Annotated in this window: 14 protein-coding genes and 1 pseudogene; 11 read left to right on the top strand and 4 right to left on the bottom strand. The window is 72.1% G+C overall.

The window, feature by feature from the left end:
* Nucleotides 1-9: 9 nt before the first annotated feature.
* Genes BLV72_RS35675 through BLV72_RS35660 form a run of 4 tightly spaced genes read left to right on the top strand, consistent with a single transcriptional unit; the run spans nt 10 to nt 3,758 of the window.
* Nucleotides 10-978 carry an ABC transporter permease gene (locus BLV72_RS35675; protein ID WP_093467567.1) on the top strand — a complete coding sequence of 323 codons (969 nt, stop codon included), beginning with the start codon at nt 10-12 and terminating at the stop codon, nt 976-978.
* Complete coding sequence (locus BLV72_RS35670) at nt 975-1,988, top strand: ABC transporter ATP-binding protein (protein ID WP_093467565.1); 1,014 nt, start codon at nt 975-977, stop codon at nt 1,986-1,988. The genes BLV72_RS35675 and BLV72_RS35670 overlap by 4 nt, the downstream gene beginning before the upstream one ends.
* Nucleotides 1,981-3,045 (top strand): ABC transporter ATP-binding protein, encoded by a 1,065-nt coding sequence (locus BLV72_RS35665; protein ID WP_093467564.1) that lies wholly within the window; start codon nt 1,981-1,983, stop codon nt 3,043-3,045. The genes BLV72_RS35670 and BLV72_RS35665 overlap by 8 nt, the downstream gene beginning before the upstream one ends.
* Nucleotides 3,042-3,758, top strand: coding sequence for a sulfite exporter TauE/SafE family protein (locus BLV72_RS35660; RefSeq protein WP_093467562.1), 717 nt, complete (start codon nt 3,042-3,044; stop codon nt 3,756-3,758). The genes BLV72_RS35665 and BLV72_RS35660 overlap by 4 nt, the downstream gene beginning before the upstream one ends.
* Nucleotides 3,759-3,799: 41 nt before the next feature.
* Here the strand turns inward: BLV72_RS35660 and BLV72_RS35655 are convergent, their stop codons facing one another.
* The 3 genes from BLV72_RS35655 to BLV72_RS35645 form a co-directional block, all read right to left on the bottom strand.
* Nucleotides 3,800-4,120, bottom strand: coding sequence for a hypothetical protein (locus tag BLV72_RS35655; protein WP_093467561.1), 321 nt, complete (start codon nt 4,118-4,120; stop codon nt 3,800-3,802).
* A gap of 54 nt (nt 4,121-4,174) precedes the next feature.
* Nucleotides 4,175-4,870 carry a DJ-1/PfpI family protein gene (locus tag BLV72_RS35650; protein ID WP_093467559.1) on the bottom strand — a complete coding sequence of 232 codons (696 nt, stop codon included), beginning with the start codon at nt 4,868-4,870 and terminating at the stop codon, nt 4,175-4,177.
* A gap of 147 nt (nt 4,871-5,017) precedes the next feature.
* The gene (locus tag BLV72_RS35645; protein WP_093467558.1) at nt 5,018-6,049 is read right to left on the bottom strand and encodes a LacI family DNA-binding transcriptional regulator; all 1,032 of its coding nucleotides are present in this window, start codon (nt 6,047-6,049) and stop codon (nt 5,018-5,020) included.
* A gap of 110 nt (nt 6,050-6,159) precedes the next feature.
* Between BLV72_RS35645 and BLV72_RS35640 the strand changes: the two genes are divergently transcribed.
* From BLV72_RS35640 to BLV72_RS35625, 4 genes are all read left to right on the top strand, one after another.
* Nucleotides 6,160-7,338, top strand: a complete 1,179-nt coding sequence (locus tag BLV72_RS35640) for a phytanoyl-CoA dioxygenase family protein (protein WP_093467556.1) — start codon at nt 6,160-6,162, stop codon at nt 7,336-7,338.
* A 16-nt stretch (nt 7,339-7,354) separates the two neighbouring features.
* The gene (locus tag BLV72_RS35635) at nt 7,355-8,131 is read left to right on the top strand and encodes an SDR family oxidoreductase (protein ID WP_093467555.1); all 777 of its coding nucleotides are present in this window, start codon (nt 7,355-7,357) and stop codon (nt 8,129-8,131) included.
* Nucleotides 8,132-8,230: 99 nt separating this feature from the next.
* Complete coding sequence (locus tag BLV72_RS35630; protein ID WP_093467553.1) at nt 8,231-9,235, top strand: Gfo/Idh/MocA family protein; 1,005 nt, start codon at nt 8,231-8,233, stop codon at nt 9,233-9,235.
* Nucleotides 9,232-10,254, top strand: coding sequence for a Gfo/Idh/MocA family protein (locus tag BLV72_RS35625; protein ID WP_093467552.1), 1,023 nt, complete (start codon nt 9,232-9,234; stop codon nt 10,252-10,254). Before BLV72_RS35630 ends, BLV72_RS35625 begins: the two co-directional genes overlap by 4 nt.
* Before the next feature lie 66 nt (nt 10,255-10,320).
* On the opposite strand, the gene BLV72_RS35620 is transcribed toward BLV72_RS35625, so the two are convergent.
* Nucleotides 10,321-10,932: a TetR/AcrR family transcriptional regulator gene (locus tag BLV72_RS35620; protein WP_093467551.1), complete on the bottom strand. Its 612-nt coding sequence runs from the start codon at nt 10,930-10,932 to the stop codon at nt 10,321-10,323.
* Between the two features lie 230 nt (nt 10,933-11,162).
* Here BLV72_RS35620 and BLV72_RS35615 point away from each other — a divergent pair, with 230 nt between their 5' ends.
* The 3 genes and pseudogenes from BLV72_RS35615 to BLV72_RS35605 all read left to right on the top strand — a co-directional run bounded on the left by BLV72_RS35615 (nt 11,163) and on the right by BLV72_RS35605 (nt 14,855).
* A complete protein-coding gene (locus BLV72_RS35615; protein WP_093470740.1) occupies nt 11,163-11,720 on the top strand; it encodes a 2Fe-2S iron-sulfur cluster-binding protein in 558 nt (185 codons plus the stop codon).
* Complete coding sequence (locus tag BLV72_RS35610; protein WP_093467549.1) at nt 11,717-12,709, top strand: FAD binding domain-containing protein; 993 nt, start codon at nt 11,717-11,719, stop codon at nt 12,707-12,709. The genes BLV72_RS35615 and BLV72_RS35610 overlap by 4 nt, the downstream gene beginning before the upstream one ends.
* Nucleotides 12,706-14,855 (top strand): annotated as a pseudogene (locus tag BLV72_RS35605) (xanthine dehydrogenase family protein molybdopterin-binding subunit). Before BLV72_RS35610 ends, BLV72_RS35605 begins: the two are co-directional and overlap by 4 nt.
* Nucleotides 14,856-14,878 lie beyond the last annotated feature (23 nt).

Genomic DNA, 14,878 nt, shown 5'->3' with positions numbered 1-14,878 from the left:
GGAGCCACCATGACCGAGCCCGCCGACCCCGCCGGCCGTCCCTCCGGCGAGGCCGCCCCGTCACCCACCCGACCGCCCCGCTGGTGGCTGCTGCTCGGCCGGGACCGGGGCGCGGCCGTCGCCGCCGTCGTCCTCGCCGCGGTGTTCCTGGTCGCGCTGTTCGGCCGGCTGTTCATCGGGGACCGAGCGGTGCGGCAGGACCTCCGCGCCTCGCTGCGGCCGCCCTCCCTCGACCACGGCTTCTACGGGCTGCTCGGCACCGATGTACTGGGACGCAGCGTGCTGGCCCGGCTGGTGGACGCCGCCGGGACGACGCTGTCCGTCGCGGTGCCCGCGGTGCTGTGCTCGCTGCTGATCGGCTCGGCACTGGGGCTGTGGGCCGGATACCACGGAGGGATGCGCGAGAACGTGGCGATGCGCGTCGCCGACGTGATCCTCAGCTTCCCGTCCCTGCTGATCGCGGTCGTCGTGCTGTACGTCTTCGCGCCCAGCGCGATGAACATCGTGCTGATCCTCGCCATCGCGCGGGTCCCGGTCTATCTGCGCACCGCCCGCGCGGAGTCGGCCGAGCTCAGGAGCCGGCTGTTCGTCGACGCGGCCCGGACCTTCGGCACCCCGAGCCGGAACATCATCTACCGGCACATCCTGCCGATCGCGCTGCCCACGCTGCTGACCGTGGCCACGCTCGACTTCTGCTTCGTCATGCTGACCGAGTCGTCCTTGAGTTTCCTCGGCATCGGCATCCAGCCCCCCGATGTGAGCTGGGGGCTGATGGTGGCCCAAGGGCGCCAGTACCTTCAGACGGCCTGGTGGATCGCCGTGCTGCCGGGCTTCGCGATCGTGCTCACCACGGTGTCGGCCACGGTGCTCGCCGCCTGGGTTCGCCTGGCCACCGACCCCGCCCAGCGCTGGCGGCTGACGCTGCCCCGGAAGCGGCGCGGCAACCGCGCCGCTGTTCCCTCGGAGATGATCGCGTGAAGCCCTCCACCCTGCCCGCACCCGCCGCGACCGGCGATCCCGCACTTGAGGTCGAGGGGCTCTGCGTCGATCTGCGGACCCCCTCCGGCACCCTCCGTGCCGTGAACGGCGTCGGCTTCAGCGTGCGCAAGGGGCGCACGCTGGCCCTGCTGGGCGAGTCCGGCTGCGGCAAGTCGATGACCGCGCTGTCCATCGTCGGGCTGCTCGACCCGACGGCCGAGGTGACGGGCGGATCCGTGCGGGTGTCCGGCACCGATGTGCTGCGGTTGGGCCAGGCGGGGCGCAGAAGGCTCGCCGGTCCCGTACTGTCGATCGTCTTCCAGGACGCGCTGACCGCGCTCAACCCCGTACAGCCGGTCGGCAGGCAACTCGCCGAGCCGTTCCGGATCCATCGCGGGCTGTCGCGGCGCGATGCCCGGGAGAAGGCGGTCGAGCTGATGACCCGCGTCGGAATCCCCGAGCCGCGGCTGCGGGCGCGTGCGTATCCGCATCAGTTCTCCGGCGGTATGCGCCAGCGGCTGCTGATCGCGATGGCCGTGGCGCTGGACCCCGATGTGCTGATCGCCGACGAGCCCACGACCGCGCTCGATGTGACCGTGCAGGCGCAGATCATGCGGCTGCTGCGGGATCTGCAGACCGAGCGGGACATGGCGCTCGTGCTGATCACCCACGATCTGGCAGTGGTCGCCCAGCGCGCGGACGATGTCGTGGTGATGTACGCGGGCCATGTGGTGGAGACCGGCCCGGTGGCGGAGGTCTTCTCCCGCCCCCGCCACCCGTACACCAAGGGATTGCTCGATTCGGTGCCCGAACACGCCGTCCGGGGCGGCCCGTTGCCCGCCGTGCCGGGGAGCCCGCCCGAGCTCAGTGCGGTCCCGTCCGGCTGTGTCTTCCAGGCCAGATGTCCGCTGGCCGAGGAGCGCTGCGCCCGGGAACGGCCTCGGCTGATGTCCGTCGGGGCCTCGCGTTCGGCCGCCTGCCACTTCTCCGAGGAGCTCGACCGTGCCTGAGACGCCCCTCACCGACACCACGGCCGCTGGCCCGCGGTCCGATGGCCAGGCCACTCCCCCGCCGCTGCTCGAAGTCCGCGGTGTGACCAAGTCGTTCGGCCATGGCCGTCGGCGCCTGACCGCGCTGGACGGAGTCGATGTGCGGGTCGAGCGCGGGGAGACCCTCGGACTGGTGGGCGAGTCCGGATGCGGCAAATCGACCCTGGCCAGAGTGGTGCTCGGTCTTGAGCGGCCGGACTCGGGGACGGTGCGCTTCAACGGCACCGATCCGTTCACCCTCAAGGGCAAGGAACTGCTGGCCTGGCGGCGCCGGGTGCAGATGGTGTTCCAGGACCCCTTCGCCTCGCTCAACGCCCGGATGTCCGCGGCCGATCTCATCGGCGAGCCGTGGCGCACCCACCGCGACATCGTGCCCACGGCACAGGCGCGGGAGCGACGGGTCCGTGAGCTGCTGTCGCTGGTCGGGCTGCGGGAGAGCGACGCCCACCGCTACCCGAACGAGTTCTCCGGCGGGCAGCGGCAGCGCATCGGCATCGCCCGCGCGCTGGCCCTCGACCCCGACCTCATCGTGTGCGACGAGCCCGTGTCCGCGCTGGACCTGTCGGTACAGGCCCAAGTGCTCAATGTCCTCTCCGAGCTGCGGGAACGGCTCGGTGTCTCCTACGTCTTCATCTCCCATGACCTGTCGGTGGTCCGGCATGTCTCCGACCGGGTGACGGTGATGTATCTGGGCAAGGTCATCGAACACGGCCCCACCGAGGAGGTCTTCGACCGCCCCCTGCATCCCTACACCGCCGCTCTGATGTCCGCCGCGCCCACACTCGACGTCTCCGGACAGGCCCAGGACGACGACGAGATCCAGCTCCGCGGGGAGATCCCCTCCCCGTACGACATCCCGTCGGGCTGCCGGTTCCGCACCCGCTGCTGGAAGAGCGAGGACCGGTGCGCCGAGCTCGCCCCTCCGGTCGTCACCCGCGACGCCACGGCGGACCCCGGGCGGGAGCCGCATGAGGGCCTGTGCCACTTCCCGCTGGGCACCGGGCCGACGGAAGCATGAGCCCGCCCGAGTTCACCCTGCTCTTCATCACGGTGGCGATCGGGGCGCTGCTCCAGGTCTCCATCGGCTTCGGGCTCGGCCTGCTGGCCGCCCCGGTGATCGCGATATTCGACCCCTCGCTCACCCCGGTGGTGGTCCTGCTGCTCGCCACCGGGGTCACGACCGCGGTCCTGGTGCTGGAGGGCGGCCACCTGGACCTGCGCGGCGCGGGGTGGGCGCTGGCCGGGCGGGTGCCGGGCGCGGTGGGCGGCGCGGCGCTGGTCGCCGTGCTGCCCGCCCGGCAACTCGCCCTCCTCGTCGCCGTGGTCGTCCTCGCGGGCGTCGCGGTGAGCCTGCGCGGCTTCGTGCCGGCGCCGCGACGGCGTTCGGTGCTGCTGGCCGGCCTGATGTCGGGGCTGATGGGCACGGCGACCTCCATCGGAGGGCCGCCGATGGCCATGGTCTGGCAGCGCCTGAGCGGGCCGCGGCTGCGCGCCACGATGAGCGGGTTCTTCCTGGCCGGTTCCGTGATGAGCCTGGCCATCCTGGCGGCGACCGGGGCGGTGCACACCTACAGCCTGTGGCACACCGCCCTGCTCGCCCCGGCCGCGGCGATCGGGGTGCTGCTCGCCCGCCCGCTGGCGAGCAGAATGGACATGCGGCGCACCAGGGGCGTCGCCATGGTGCTCGCGGTGGCGAGCGCGACCGTGCTGGTGATCCAGCAGTTCGTCTGAGCCGGGCCGCATGTCCGCTACTGCCCCGGACTCGGGGAGGCTCAGCCCTCCGCTGCCTCGGAGGCGGTCCGGCGCTCTCCGGTGACCTTGGAGGAGGGCAGCCGCCCGGCCTTGGAGGTACCGGTCATCGTCTCGCCGTCGACCGTCATCGTGAACGCGAGGTTCAGACGCATGGGCTTGGTGATGGCCTGACGCCAGGTGAGCTGGTCGCCCTCGAGCGCCACGTCGACCAGCGGGACCTCCTCCCCCGCGCCGCGGGCCGTACCGGTCAATGTGCCGTCCTCGTCGCGGAATTCGGCCACGGCCTTGATCCGGCCGATGGGGGTGGACATGGACAGATCCCAGATGCCTTCAACGGACATGGTGGTGTGCTTCCTTCACGTGGCTCGGAGCGGGTTGCGCTGGGGGCGGTGTGGTCACAGGGCGACGGGCGACGGCCCGTGGTGGCGCCAGGGGGTGCCGCGGCGCTCGTAGGCGAACAGCTCCTCGACGGCGTGGGCGATCCGCGGCCCCAGTTCGCGCTCCAGCAGATACAGGCCCAGATCGAGTCCGGAGGTGACACCGGCGCCGGTCACGAGGTCACCGTCGTCGACGACACGGGCCCTGACCGCGTTGACACCGGTGGCGTCCAGCATGTCCAGGCCCATGTGGTGGGTGGTGGCGTAGCGGCCCTCCAGCAGACCGGCCATGGCCAGGACGAGCGAGCCGCCGCACACCGTGGCGACGGTCGTCCCCGGACGGTCCATGGCCGCCTTCAGCAGCCCCGGCAGGCCGGTGTTCACGGCGCGGCCCAGAGTTACGGGAATGAATTCGTGCTCCCGCCACTCACCCGCGTCCGCGTCCGCGTCGAGATCGGGGACCTCGCCGGGTTCTCCGATCCGGCCGGCCGCACCGGGGACCACGACCAGGTCCGCCGTCGCGGGATCCAGGGCGGCCGTGGCGCGCAGCGGCACACCCCCGACCCCGCTCACCACCTCTCGCGGTCCCTCGGCGGACACCAACTCGGCGCGCAGCGCTCCCCCGGCAGCCATGCCACCGGCGACCAGCACTTCGTAGGGGGCGAGCACATCGAGGAGGTCGAAGCCGTCGAACAGAACGATCTGGGCGAGCATGAAATGATCCCTCACATGGGGTAATGGCCAGTCTGTCCGGCCCTGTTCCGACGCTATGCGTGGGCGAAGACGGCTCCCAGTGGCACGAGGGACATGGTTCAACGGGATATCGCCAAGCGGGGCCAAAGAGTGCCGATGGCGGGCGTCTCAGGCCACGTCGGGCGGCATGTTGTACGGCGTGACGACCTGGATGGGCGAGGGCAGGACGGTGCCGTCGTCGGGCAGGGCTCCGTGGGCCCGCATGATGATCTGGCAGGCGCGGCGCATGTCCTGGCGCAGGTCGTGGTGGAGCACCGCGGACAGCCGGCGCTCGCGCAGCAGCCGGGTGTTGTCGTGGTCGAGGTCGTGGGCGATGAACACCTCGTAGGCGCGGCCCAGTTCCCCGAAGGCGTGAATCGTGGCGGTGTTGCCGCCACCGATCGAGTAGACCGCCCGGATCTCCGGGTCCTGGCGCAGCGCCCGCAGGACCAGCTCCCGCTGGGTGGCGTCCAGACCGTCGCTGTCGGTGACCTCGACCAGCGTGCGCCCGGGATGGGCGTTGCGCAGGGCGCTGCGGAACCCCATCTCGCGTTCCTCCTCCCCGCGGAAGAAGCCACGGCTGATGGTGGTGAGCACATTGCCCGGGCGGTCGCCGAGCCACTGTCCTATGAGGTACGCGGCGGTGGCCCCGGCGGCACGGTTGTCGATGCCGACGTAGGACCGGCGCGCGCTGCCGGGCAGATCGGTCACCAGGGTCACGACCGGTATGCCCACGGCGGCCAGGCGGCCGACGGCGGCCGTGACCTCGGGGACGTCGGGCGCCTTCAGGACGATCCCCTGGGAGCCGCCGCGCGCGGCGACGCGGTCCAGGGTGGCGATCAGCTCCTCGACCGGACCGGTCTCGCGGAAGTGGAAGCGCGACCGCATGACCGCGGGGCGCAGCGCCGGCAGCTCCGCCTCCAGGGCGGCACGAACCGCCAGGGAGAAGCGCTCCGGCGCCTGCATCACGATGTCGATCATGAAGGTGCGGCCGCCGATGCGGACCTGGTCCCGCTGCCGGTCCAGGTCCTTGATCGCCTGGTGGACCTCCCGGGTGGTGCTCTCGCGCACGCCGCCCCGGTTGTTCAGCACCCGGTCCACGGTGGCCTCGCTCAGGCCCGCCTGCCGGGCGATCTCCCGGATCGGATACGGATGGGACATCGGCGCGCCTCCCTGAGGGGTTTTTGATGGACTGCTGAGGATTGCCCGATGCTCGGCTGATCACAACACTGACAGAAAGCCGCAGCCCACGGGAAGGATCGGAAAGCATCATGTCCCTCGTCGCTCCGAGGTCTCCTGCCTGGCTCAGTGAGGCCGACTGCACTCTCGACGCCTTCCGCGCCCTGGTCGAGCGGACCACCGACCCCGGCGACCACCCCGGCGCCGACGCCGTGGTGCGACACGTCCCCGTCTACGACGGCGACCGCCTGCGCGCCCGGGCCGCCACGGCGCCCGGCCGCCGGGAGGCGCAGGCGGAACTGGTGGACGCCCTGCTGGACGGCCCCGGCATCGTGGTGTTCAAAGGCGCCTTCCCCGACCCGTCGGTCCTCGACCGGGCCACCGAGGCGTTCACGACGCTGATCGAGGAGGAACGGGCGGCGGGCACCGCCCGCGGGGACCACTTCGCCAAGCCCGGCACCAACGACCGGGTCTGGAACGCGCTGGAGAAGCTGGCCCTGGGCGCACCGGAGGTCTTCGCCGACTACTACGCCAACGACCTCCTCGCCCTGGTGGCCACCGCCTGGCTGGGCCCCGGCTACCAGGTCACCTCACAGATCAACCAGGTCAACCCGGGCGGTGCGGCGCAGAGCGTGCACCGCGACTATCACCTCGGCTTCCTCTCCGAGGCGCGAGCCGCGGCCTATCCGGCCCATGTCCACCGGCTCTCCCCCGTGCTGACCCTGCAAGGCGCGGTCGCCCACTGCGCCATGCCCGTCGAGTCCGGCCCGACGCTGTACCTGCCGTACTCGCAACGGTACGAGCCCGGCTATCTGGCGTGGCGCCGCCCGGAGTTCATGGCCTACTTCGCCGAGCACCACGTCCAGTTGCCGCTGGAGGCGGGCGACGCGGTCTTCTTCAACCCCGCGCTCTTCCATGCTGCCGGGCACAATCGCTCCACGGACATCCGGCGGATGGCGAATCTGCTGCAGATCTCCTCCGCCTTCGGCCGCGCCATGGAGACCGTCGACCGTGCGGCGGTGGTCGACGCCGTCTTCCCCGTGCTGCGCCAGCGCAAGGCCGAAGGCGCCTCCGAGGACTGGCTGCACAACGTCGTCGCGGCCTGTGCCGAGGGCTACCCCTTCCCCACCAACCTCGACCTCGACCCGCCCGTCGGTGGCCTCGCCCCGGATTCCCAGGCCGACCTCGTCCGGCGCGCCCTGGAGCAGGACTGGACCCCGGACACCCTGCGCGCCCAGCTGCGGGCCGGCGCCGAGCGCCGCCAGAGCTGAAGGAGAGGGACCGCTCATGGGACTGCTGCAGGACAAGATCGTGATGGTCAACGGCGGCAGCCAGGGAGTCGGCGCCGGGATCGTCCGCGCCGCCGCCCGTGAAGGGGCCACGGTCGCCTTCACCGGACGCCGCCCCGACGTCGGCGAGCCGCTGGCCGGGGAACTCACCGCCCAGGGAGCCACCGTCTCCTTCGTCCGCGCCGACCTGGCCGATCCCGCGCAGGCACGGGGCAGCGTGGCGGGGGTGGTGGCGGCCCACGGCAGGATCGACTGCCTGGTCAACTCCGCCGGGCTCACCTCCCGCGGGACGCTGCTGGACACCACCCCCGAGCTCTTCGACGCGCATATCGCGATCAATCTGCGCGCCCCGTTCTTCGCCATGCAGGCAGCCGTCGCCGACATGGTGGCCAGAAAGGCGCCGGGCACCATCGTCAACATCATCTCCAACTGCGCACACGGCGGGTATCCGTTCCTGGCGCCGTACTCCGCCGCGAAGGCCGGGCTCGCGGGCCTGACCCGCAACGCCGCCCACGCGCACCGCTGGGACCGCGTCCGGATCAACGGCCTCAACATCGGCTGGACCGAGACCGAGGGCGAGGACGCGGTCCAGCGCGCCTTCCACGGCGCCGGCGACGACTGGCGCGAGGAGGCGGCCCGCGCCCAGCCGATGGGCAAGCTCGGCCAGGTCGACGAGATCGCCGATTTCGTCGTCCTCCTGCTCTCCGACCGCAGCGGCGTCGTCACCGGCTCGGTCATCGACTGGGACCAGATCGTCCTCGGCGGACTCGGCTGACCCGCCGCGCCGCACCGTCAAAGCCAGCACCGGCAAAAGCCGCGCTGACAAAGCCGCACCCACTCACAACCCGCACCGTCAGAAAGGGCACACCTCGCCATGCGTATCGGCATCATGGGCCTGGGCCGGATCGGCGCCTTCCACGCCGAGACCCTGTCCACGCTCGACGCGGTGGACTCCCTCGTGGTCACCGACCCGGTCGCCGCGGCCGCCACCACCGCCGCCGAGCGGTTCGGCGCCCGGGCGGTCGCCTCGCCGGAGGCCCTGCTCGCCGCCGGTGTGGACGGCGTCGTGATCGCCGCGGCGACCGACGCCCACCCCGAGCTCATCCTCGCCGCCGTAAGAGCGGGCGTACCGGTGTTCTGCGAGAAGCCGGTGGCGCGCGCGATCGAGGAGAGCCTCGACGTCCTCCGCACGGTGAAGGACAGCGGCGTGGAGGTCCACATCGGCTACAACCGGCGCTTCGACCCCGGGTATATGGCGGCGCGGAGGGCGGTGGTCAGCGGTGAGCTGGGGCCGCTGACCACCGTACGGTCCACCACCCTGGACCCCGAACCGCCCCCGGCCGCCTATGTGGCCGTCTCCGGCGGCATCTTCCGCGACTGCGCCGTGCACGACTTCGACACCGTCCGCTGGATCACCGGCCGCGAGGTCACCGAGGTCTACGCGACCGGCGCCAACCGCGGCGCCGACTACATCGCGGCCGCCGGAGACGTGGACACCGCCTCCTCCCTCCTCACCCTGGACGACGGCACCCTCGCCGTGGTCTCCAACACCCGCCACAATCCGCGCGGTTACGACGCCCGCCTGGAGCTCCACGGCATGACGGACAGCATCGCCGCGGGGCTGGAGGACAAGCTGCCGCTGCGCTCCGTCGAACCGGGCGCCACCTTTCCCGGCGGTACACCGCACCACTTCTTCATGGACCGCTTCGCCACCGCCTACCGGGCCGAGCTCACCGCCTTCACCGAAGTGGCGGCGGGGCTGCGGCCCTCCCCCTGCACCGTGGCCGACGCCGTCGAGGCCGGCTGGATCGCCGAGGCGTGCACGCTGTCCCTGCACGAGCACCGCCCCGTGAGCATGGAAGAGGTACGCAAGGCATGACGACAGCCGAACCGCTGCGCATCGGGATCCTGGGCGCCGCCCGGATTTCCGCGCTCTCCCTCGTCGGCCCCGCCCGTGCGGGTGGCCACCGCCTCGTCGCGGTGGCCACCCGCACCCGGAGCCGGGCCGATGCCTTCGCCGCCGAGCACGGTGTCGAGCGCGTCCTCGACTCCTACGCCGAGGTGATCGACGACCCCGAGGTTGAGGTCGTCTACAACCCGCTGGCCAACAGCCTGCACGGCCCGTGGAACCTCGCCGCCCTCGCCGCGGGCAAACACGTCCTGAGCGAGAAGCCCTCGGCGAGCAACACCGAGGAGGCCACCGAGGTGCGCGACGCCGCCGCCAAAGCGGGCACCGTCTTCATGGAGGGTTTCCACTACCTCTTCCACCCCGTCACCCGCCGCCTCCACGAACTGCTGGGCTCCGGGGAACTCGGGGAGCTGCGGCACGTCGAGACGATGGTCGCCATGCCCGCTCCGCCCGGGTCCGACCCCCGCTGGTCCCTCCCGCTGGCCGGGGGTGCCCTCATGGACCTGGGCTGCTACAGCCTGCACGCGCAGCGCACCCTCGCGCCCTGGGCCGGTGGTCCCCCGCATCTGGTCACCGCACGCGGCGGCGCGCGGCAGGGCGCACCGGATGTCGACGAGTGGCTGGACGCGGAACTGGCCTTCCCGAACGGCGCCACCGGATCCGCCCGCTGCCATATGGCGTACGGGGACGTGCGGATGAGCCTCCGGATCGTCGGCTCGCGGGGCGAGGCGACGGCCGTGAACTTCGTCCAGCCCCACCTGGACGACCGCGTCCTGGTGCGCACACCCGCGGCTGAGCGGACCGAGGAGCTGGGCAAGCGCTCGTCGTACACCTACCAGCTGGAGGCGTACGCCGCTCATCTGCGAAATGGCGCGCCGCTTCCGCTGGACGCGGAGGACGCGCTGACCACCATGTCCCTGATCGATGAGTGCTACCGTACCGCCGGGTTCCCGCCCCGGCCCCGCACCACGGCGCCCGCCTCGGGCTGAACCCGCGCGCACGGGGGCACGGTCGCCGGCGTACCCCCGCCGGTCGGCCTGTCCCCGGCCGCCGGCTCAGCTCTCCGTATCCGCCGTCGACCCCGGCCGGGCCGCCGCGGGCGCGCCCACGCGCAGTCCGTCCATGACCAGGTCCAGAAGCCGTCTGGCGCGCACCGGCCCCTGGTCATCGGGGCTGATCTGCCACAGACCGGAGATGGCGAGCAGGAAGTCGTCGGTGGTCACGTCCGGGCGGATCGTGCCGACCTCCTCGTTCGCCTTCAGCAGAAGCGCGACGGCCTCGGTCATCTGGCCGTGTCCCGGTTTCTTCTGGCCGCAGGTGGTGCTGAGGGCCTTGTGCAGCGCGTCGGCCAGACCGGCCTTGGCCATGGCGAACCGGGCGAGGTGCCCCATCCACTCCCGCAGCGCCTCATCCGGCGCGCGGGTACGGAGCAGCTCGGCCGCGATGTCCGCGACCTGCAGCATCTCGTGGCGGTAGATCTCCAGCACGAGGGCCTCGCGGCTGGGGAAGTTGCGGTACAGCGTCCCCTGCCCGACGCCCGCCTTCTTCGCGATGGTGCTCAGGGGGACATCGGCCGAACGGGTCAGCTCCGCCAGCGCCACTTCCAGGATGCGCTCGCGGTTGGCTTGCGCGTCCGAGCGCAGACGCGCGTCCTTCTCTACCCGCACTCGTCCTCCTTCCGGACACCGCCAAAGCGCCGACCTTGCCCACCGGACAGCTGTCCGCTAAGTTTCATGCACAGCGGACAAGTGTCCGCTTAGGTCCACCTTACCGGCTGAAACGGCCCGTGGGGATGGCCGGAACCGAGCGCCGACCGGCATTCTCACGCATTCCCACCCCCGGGACCTCTTCATTGGACGACTTCGACGCGCACGACATCCGCGAAAGAAGGCTGATCATGGCCCCATCGACGTCCAGCGTCATCACGCTGACCATCAACGGCGAGAAGTACACGCTGCCCGTCGACCACCGCACCACCCTGCTCGACGCCCTGCGTGAGCATCTCGATCTCACCGGGACCAAGAAGGGCTGCGACCAGGGCCAGTGCGGGGCCTGCACGGTACTGCTCGACGGCCGCCGGGCCGTCTCCTGCCTGCAGCTCGCGGTGGCAGCCGAGGGCCGCGACGTCACCACGATCGAGGGCGTGGCCGACGGCGACCGGCTGCATCCGGTGCAGCAGGCGTTCCTCGACCTCGACGGCTACCAGTGCGGCTACTGCACCCCGGGGCAGATCTGTTCCGCCCTCGCCGTGATCGAGGAACACGCGGCGGGCTGGCCGAGCGCCGTCACCGCCGACGTCCGCCCCGAAGCGGGGCCCCCACCACTGTCCGCCGATGAGATCCGGGAGCGGATGAGCGGCAACCTGTGCCGCTGCGGCGCCTATGTGTCGATCGTGCAGGCGGTCGCGCAGGCGGCCGAGGCGCAGGCGACCGGAACCGAGGAGGCCGTCGCATGAAGGAGTTCGGCTACCAGCGCGTCCTCGACGTCTCCGAGGCGATCGCCGTACTCGGCGCCGACCCCGACGCACGGTTCCTCGGCGGCGGCACCAATCTGGTCGATCTGATGAAGACCGGCATCGAGCGGCCGGGACGCCTCGTCGACGTCCGCGAACTGCCCCTGGACGGCATCGAGTCGACGCCGGACGGCGGTCTGCTCATCGGGGCCACCGTCACCAACAGCGATCTCGCCGCCCACCCCGAGGTACGGCGCCGCTACCCGGCCCTCGCCCAGGCCGTCCTGGCCGGTGCGTCCGGGCAGCTGCGCAACATGGCCACCGTCGGCGGGAACCTGCTCCAGCGCACCCGCTGCGGCTACTTCACCGATGTGGCGGGGCCCTGCAACAAGCGCCTCCCCGGCAGCGGCTGCCCGGCCATCGAGGGTGAGCACCACAACCACGCGATCCTCGGCGCCTCCGAGCACTGCGTGGCCACCCACCCCTCGGACATGGGGGTCGCGCTCGCCGCCTTCGACGCCGTCGTGCGGTACGAAACCGCCGACGGGCCGGGCGAGTTGCCGCTCGCGGACTTCTATCTGCCCGTGGGCGACACCCCGCACCTGGAGACGGCGCTGCCCTCCGGCGCGCTGATCACCGGCGTCACCCTGCCCCCGGCCCCGGTCGCCGCGCACTCCCGCTACCGCAAGGTGCGCGAGCGCGCGTCGTACGCCTTCGCGATCGGCTCGATCGCCGCCGCCCTCGACGTCCGGGACGGCGTCGTCCACGAGGTCCGCCTCGCCTTCGGAGCGGTCGCGTCCCGGCCGTGGCGGGCCCTGGAGGCCGAGCGGGCGCTGACCGGAGGCCCGGCGACCGCCGAGGCGTTCGCCGCCGCCGCGGACGCGGAGCTGGCCGCCGCCGAGGCACTGCCCCACAACGGATACAAGGTGCCGCTGATGCGCAACCTCGTCGTGGCCCTGCTGATCGAACTCGCCGAGGAGGCCGCCCGATGACGACGACGACCGGAACCACCACGACGACGGGGCCCTCGGCACCGCGCGCACCCGCGTCGAGGGCCGGGAAAAGGTCACCGGGGCGGCCCGCTACTCGGGCGACATCCCGCTGCCCGAACTCGCCCACGGCTGGTTGGTGTTGTCCACCATCGCCCGTGGCCGGATCCGCTCGGTCGAGGCCGACACCGTCCTCGCCATGCCCGGGGTCCTCGCGGTCCTCCACCATGAGAACGCCCCGCGCGTCAGCCTGGACTACATGGGCATGATCGGGCCGCCCGACCCGATCATCGGGGTCTTCCAGCACGACCGTGTCCCCTTCCGGGGCTGGCCGGTGGCGCTGGTCGTCGCCGAGCGGCCCGAGCAGGCCCGGGAGGCCGCGGAAGCGCTGGTGGTCCAGTACGACCAGGAGTCGCACGACATCGACTTCTTCGCCGGACACCCCGAGGTGTACACCCCCGGGGACTCGCCGTTCGGTGCGGCGGAGACGACGAAGGGCGACATCGAGGCCGAACTCGCCGCCTCCACGTTCGTCGTGGACGCCGAGTACACCACCCCGGAAGAGCACCACAACCCCATGGAGCCGCACGCGGCGACGGCCCACTGGGACGGCGGCCGGCTCGAGGTCCTCGACTCCAATCAGGGCACCGCGTACGTGGCCGGTGAGCTCGCGCAGATCTTCTCCCTCGACGCGGAGTCGGTGCGGGTGCGGTCCGAGCACGTCGGCGGCGGCTTCGGCTCCAAGACGGTCCGCCCGCACCAGGTGGCCGCCGCCATGGCCGCGACCGTCCTCGACCGTCCGGTCCGCGTCGTCATGACCCGCCGCCAGATGTTCTCGACGATCGGCTATCGCAGCCCCACCGCGCAGCGGGTCCGGCTCGGCGCCGACGCGTCGGGGCGGCTGCGCGCGCTCGACCACCGGTCCGAGTGCGTCACCTCGACCGTGCACGAGTTCATCGAGCGCAGCGCCACGGTGGGGCGCGTGATGTACGACGCCGACGCGCACCACACCAGCGACCGGGTCGTACGGCTCGATGTGCCGACCCCGACCTTCATGCGCGCACCCGGCGAGGCACCGGGCTCGTTCGCGCTGGAGTGCGCGCTCGACGAACTCGCCGAGGCGTCCGGCATCGACCCGATCGCGCTGCGCGTCCGCAATGAACCCGACCGGGGCCCCGTCTCCGGCCTGCCGTTCAGCAGCCGCAATCTGGTGGCCTGCTACGAGGAGGGCGCCCGCCGGTTCGGCTGGGCGGACCGGGATCCGCGTCCGGGGCTGCGCCGCGAGGGACGGTGGCTGCTCGGAACGGGTATGGCGGCGGCCAGCTTCCACTCCGGGGTCGGCCCGTCCACAGCGGGCGTGACGGCCGAGGCCGACGGCACCTTCACCGTGCGCATCAACGCGGCGGACATCGGGACCGGCGCCCGGACCGGCATCGCCCTGGTCGCCGCGGACGCGCTGGCAGTGGATCCGGACCGGGTCCGGGTGGTCATCGCGGACAGCGACCTCGGCCCGGCGATGATCGCCGGTGGCTCGATGGGCATGCGCTCATGGGCGTGGGCGGTGTCGATCGCTGTGCGCGAGCTGCGCGAGCGGCTGGCCCTGGGCGGCGACATCCCGCCCGAGGGAATCACCGCGCGGTCCGACACCTCCGAGGCGATCGGCGCCCTCTCGAAGAAGGAACGGCACTCCTTCGGGGCGCAGTTCGCCGAGGTGGCCGTGGACGTCACCAGCGGTGAGGTCCGGGTGCGGCGGATGCTCGGGATCTTCGCGGCGGGCCGGATCGTCAACCCGCTGACCGCGCGCAACCAGCTCGTCGGCGGGATGACCTGGGGCATTTCCATGGCCCTGCACGAGGAGGCGGTCCGGGACCGGGCCTCGGGCGGCCATGTCGGACCGGACCTCGCGGGCTATCACTTCGCCGCGAACGCCGATGTGCCGCTCATCGAGGCGGACTGGGTGGACGACCCGGACCCGGACGACCCGGTCGGTATCAAGGGCGTCGGTGAGATCGGCATCGTGGGAGCCGCGGCGGCCATCGCCAACGCGGTGTGGCATGCCACCGGCGTCCGCCACCGCAACCTGCCGATCCGCCCGGACCGGGTCCTGTCGGCGGGGACGAACGTGCCGGAGCCCGGCCACGGAGGTTGACCCCGCCCTCGAGTGATCGGCGC

Source organism: Streptomyces melanosporofaciens, assembly GCF_900105695.1.
Lineage (GTDB): Bacteria > Actinomycetota > Actinomycetes > Streptomycetales > Streptomycetaceae > Streptomyces > Streptomyces antimycoticus.
The sequence above is the reverse complement of the archived record's forward strand: the minus strand, read 5'-3'. Positions and strand labels throughout refer to the sequence as shown.

What these genes read in the sequence shown, in the direction of transcription:
- BLV72_RS35655 (WP_093467561.1), bottom strand. Translation starts at nt 4,120, where the DNA reads ATGTCCGTTGAAGGCATCTGGGATCTGTCCATGTCCACCCCCATCGGC.
- BLV72_RS35645 (WP_093467558.1), bottom strand. Translation starts at nt 6,049, where the DNA reads ATGTCCCATCCGTATCCGATCCGGGAGATCGCCCGGCAGGCGGGCCTG.
- BLV72_RS35675 (WP_093467567.1), top strand. Translation starts at nt 10, where the DNA reads ATGACCGAGCCCGCCGACCCCGCCGGCCGTCCCTCCGGCGAGGCCGCC.
- BLV72_RS35610 (WP_093467549.1), top strand. Translation starts at nt 11,717, where the DNA reads ATGAAGGAGTTCGGCTACCAGCGCGTCCTCGACGTCTCCGAGGCGATC.
- BLV72_RS35625 (WP_093467552.1), top strand. Translation starts at nt 9,232, where the DNA reads ATGACGACAGCCGAACCGCTGCGCATCGGGATCCTGGGCGCCGCCCGG.
- BLV72_RS35640 (WP_093467556.1), top strand. Translation starts at nt 6,160, where the DNA reads ATGTCCCTCGTCGCTCCGAGGTCTCCTGCCTGGCTCAGTGAGGCCGAC.
- BLV72_RS35635 (WP_093467555.1), top strand. Translation starts at nt 7,355, where the DNA reads ATGGGACTGCTGCAGGACAAGATCGTGATGGTCAACGGCGGCAGCCAG.
- BLV72_RS35615 (WP_093470740.1), top strand. Translation starts at nt 11,163, where the DNA reads ATGGCCCCATCGACGTCCAGCGTCATCACGCTGACCATCAACGGCGAG.
- BLV72_RS35650 (WP_093467559.1), bottom strand. Translation starts at nt 4,870, where the DNA reads ATGCTCGCCCAGATCGTTCTGTTCGACGGCTTCGACCTCCTCGATGTG.
- BLV72_RS35630 (WP_093467553.1), top strand. Translation starts at nt 8,231, where the DNA reads ATGCGTATCGGCATCATGGGCCTGGGCCGGATCGGCGCCTTCCACGCC.
- BLV72_RS35660 (WP_093467562.1), top strand. Translation starts at nt 3,042, where the DNA reads ATGAGCCCGCCCGAGTTCACCCTGCTCTTCATCACGGTGGCGATCGGG.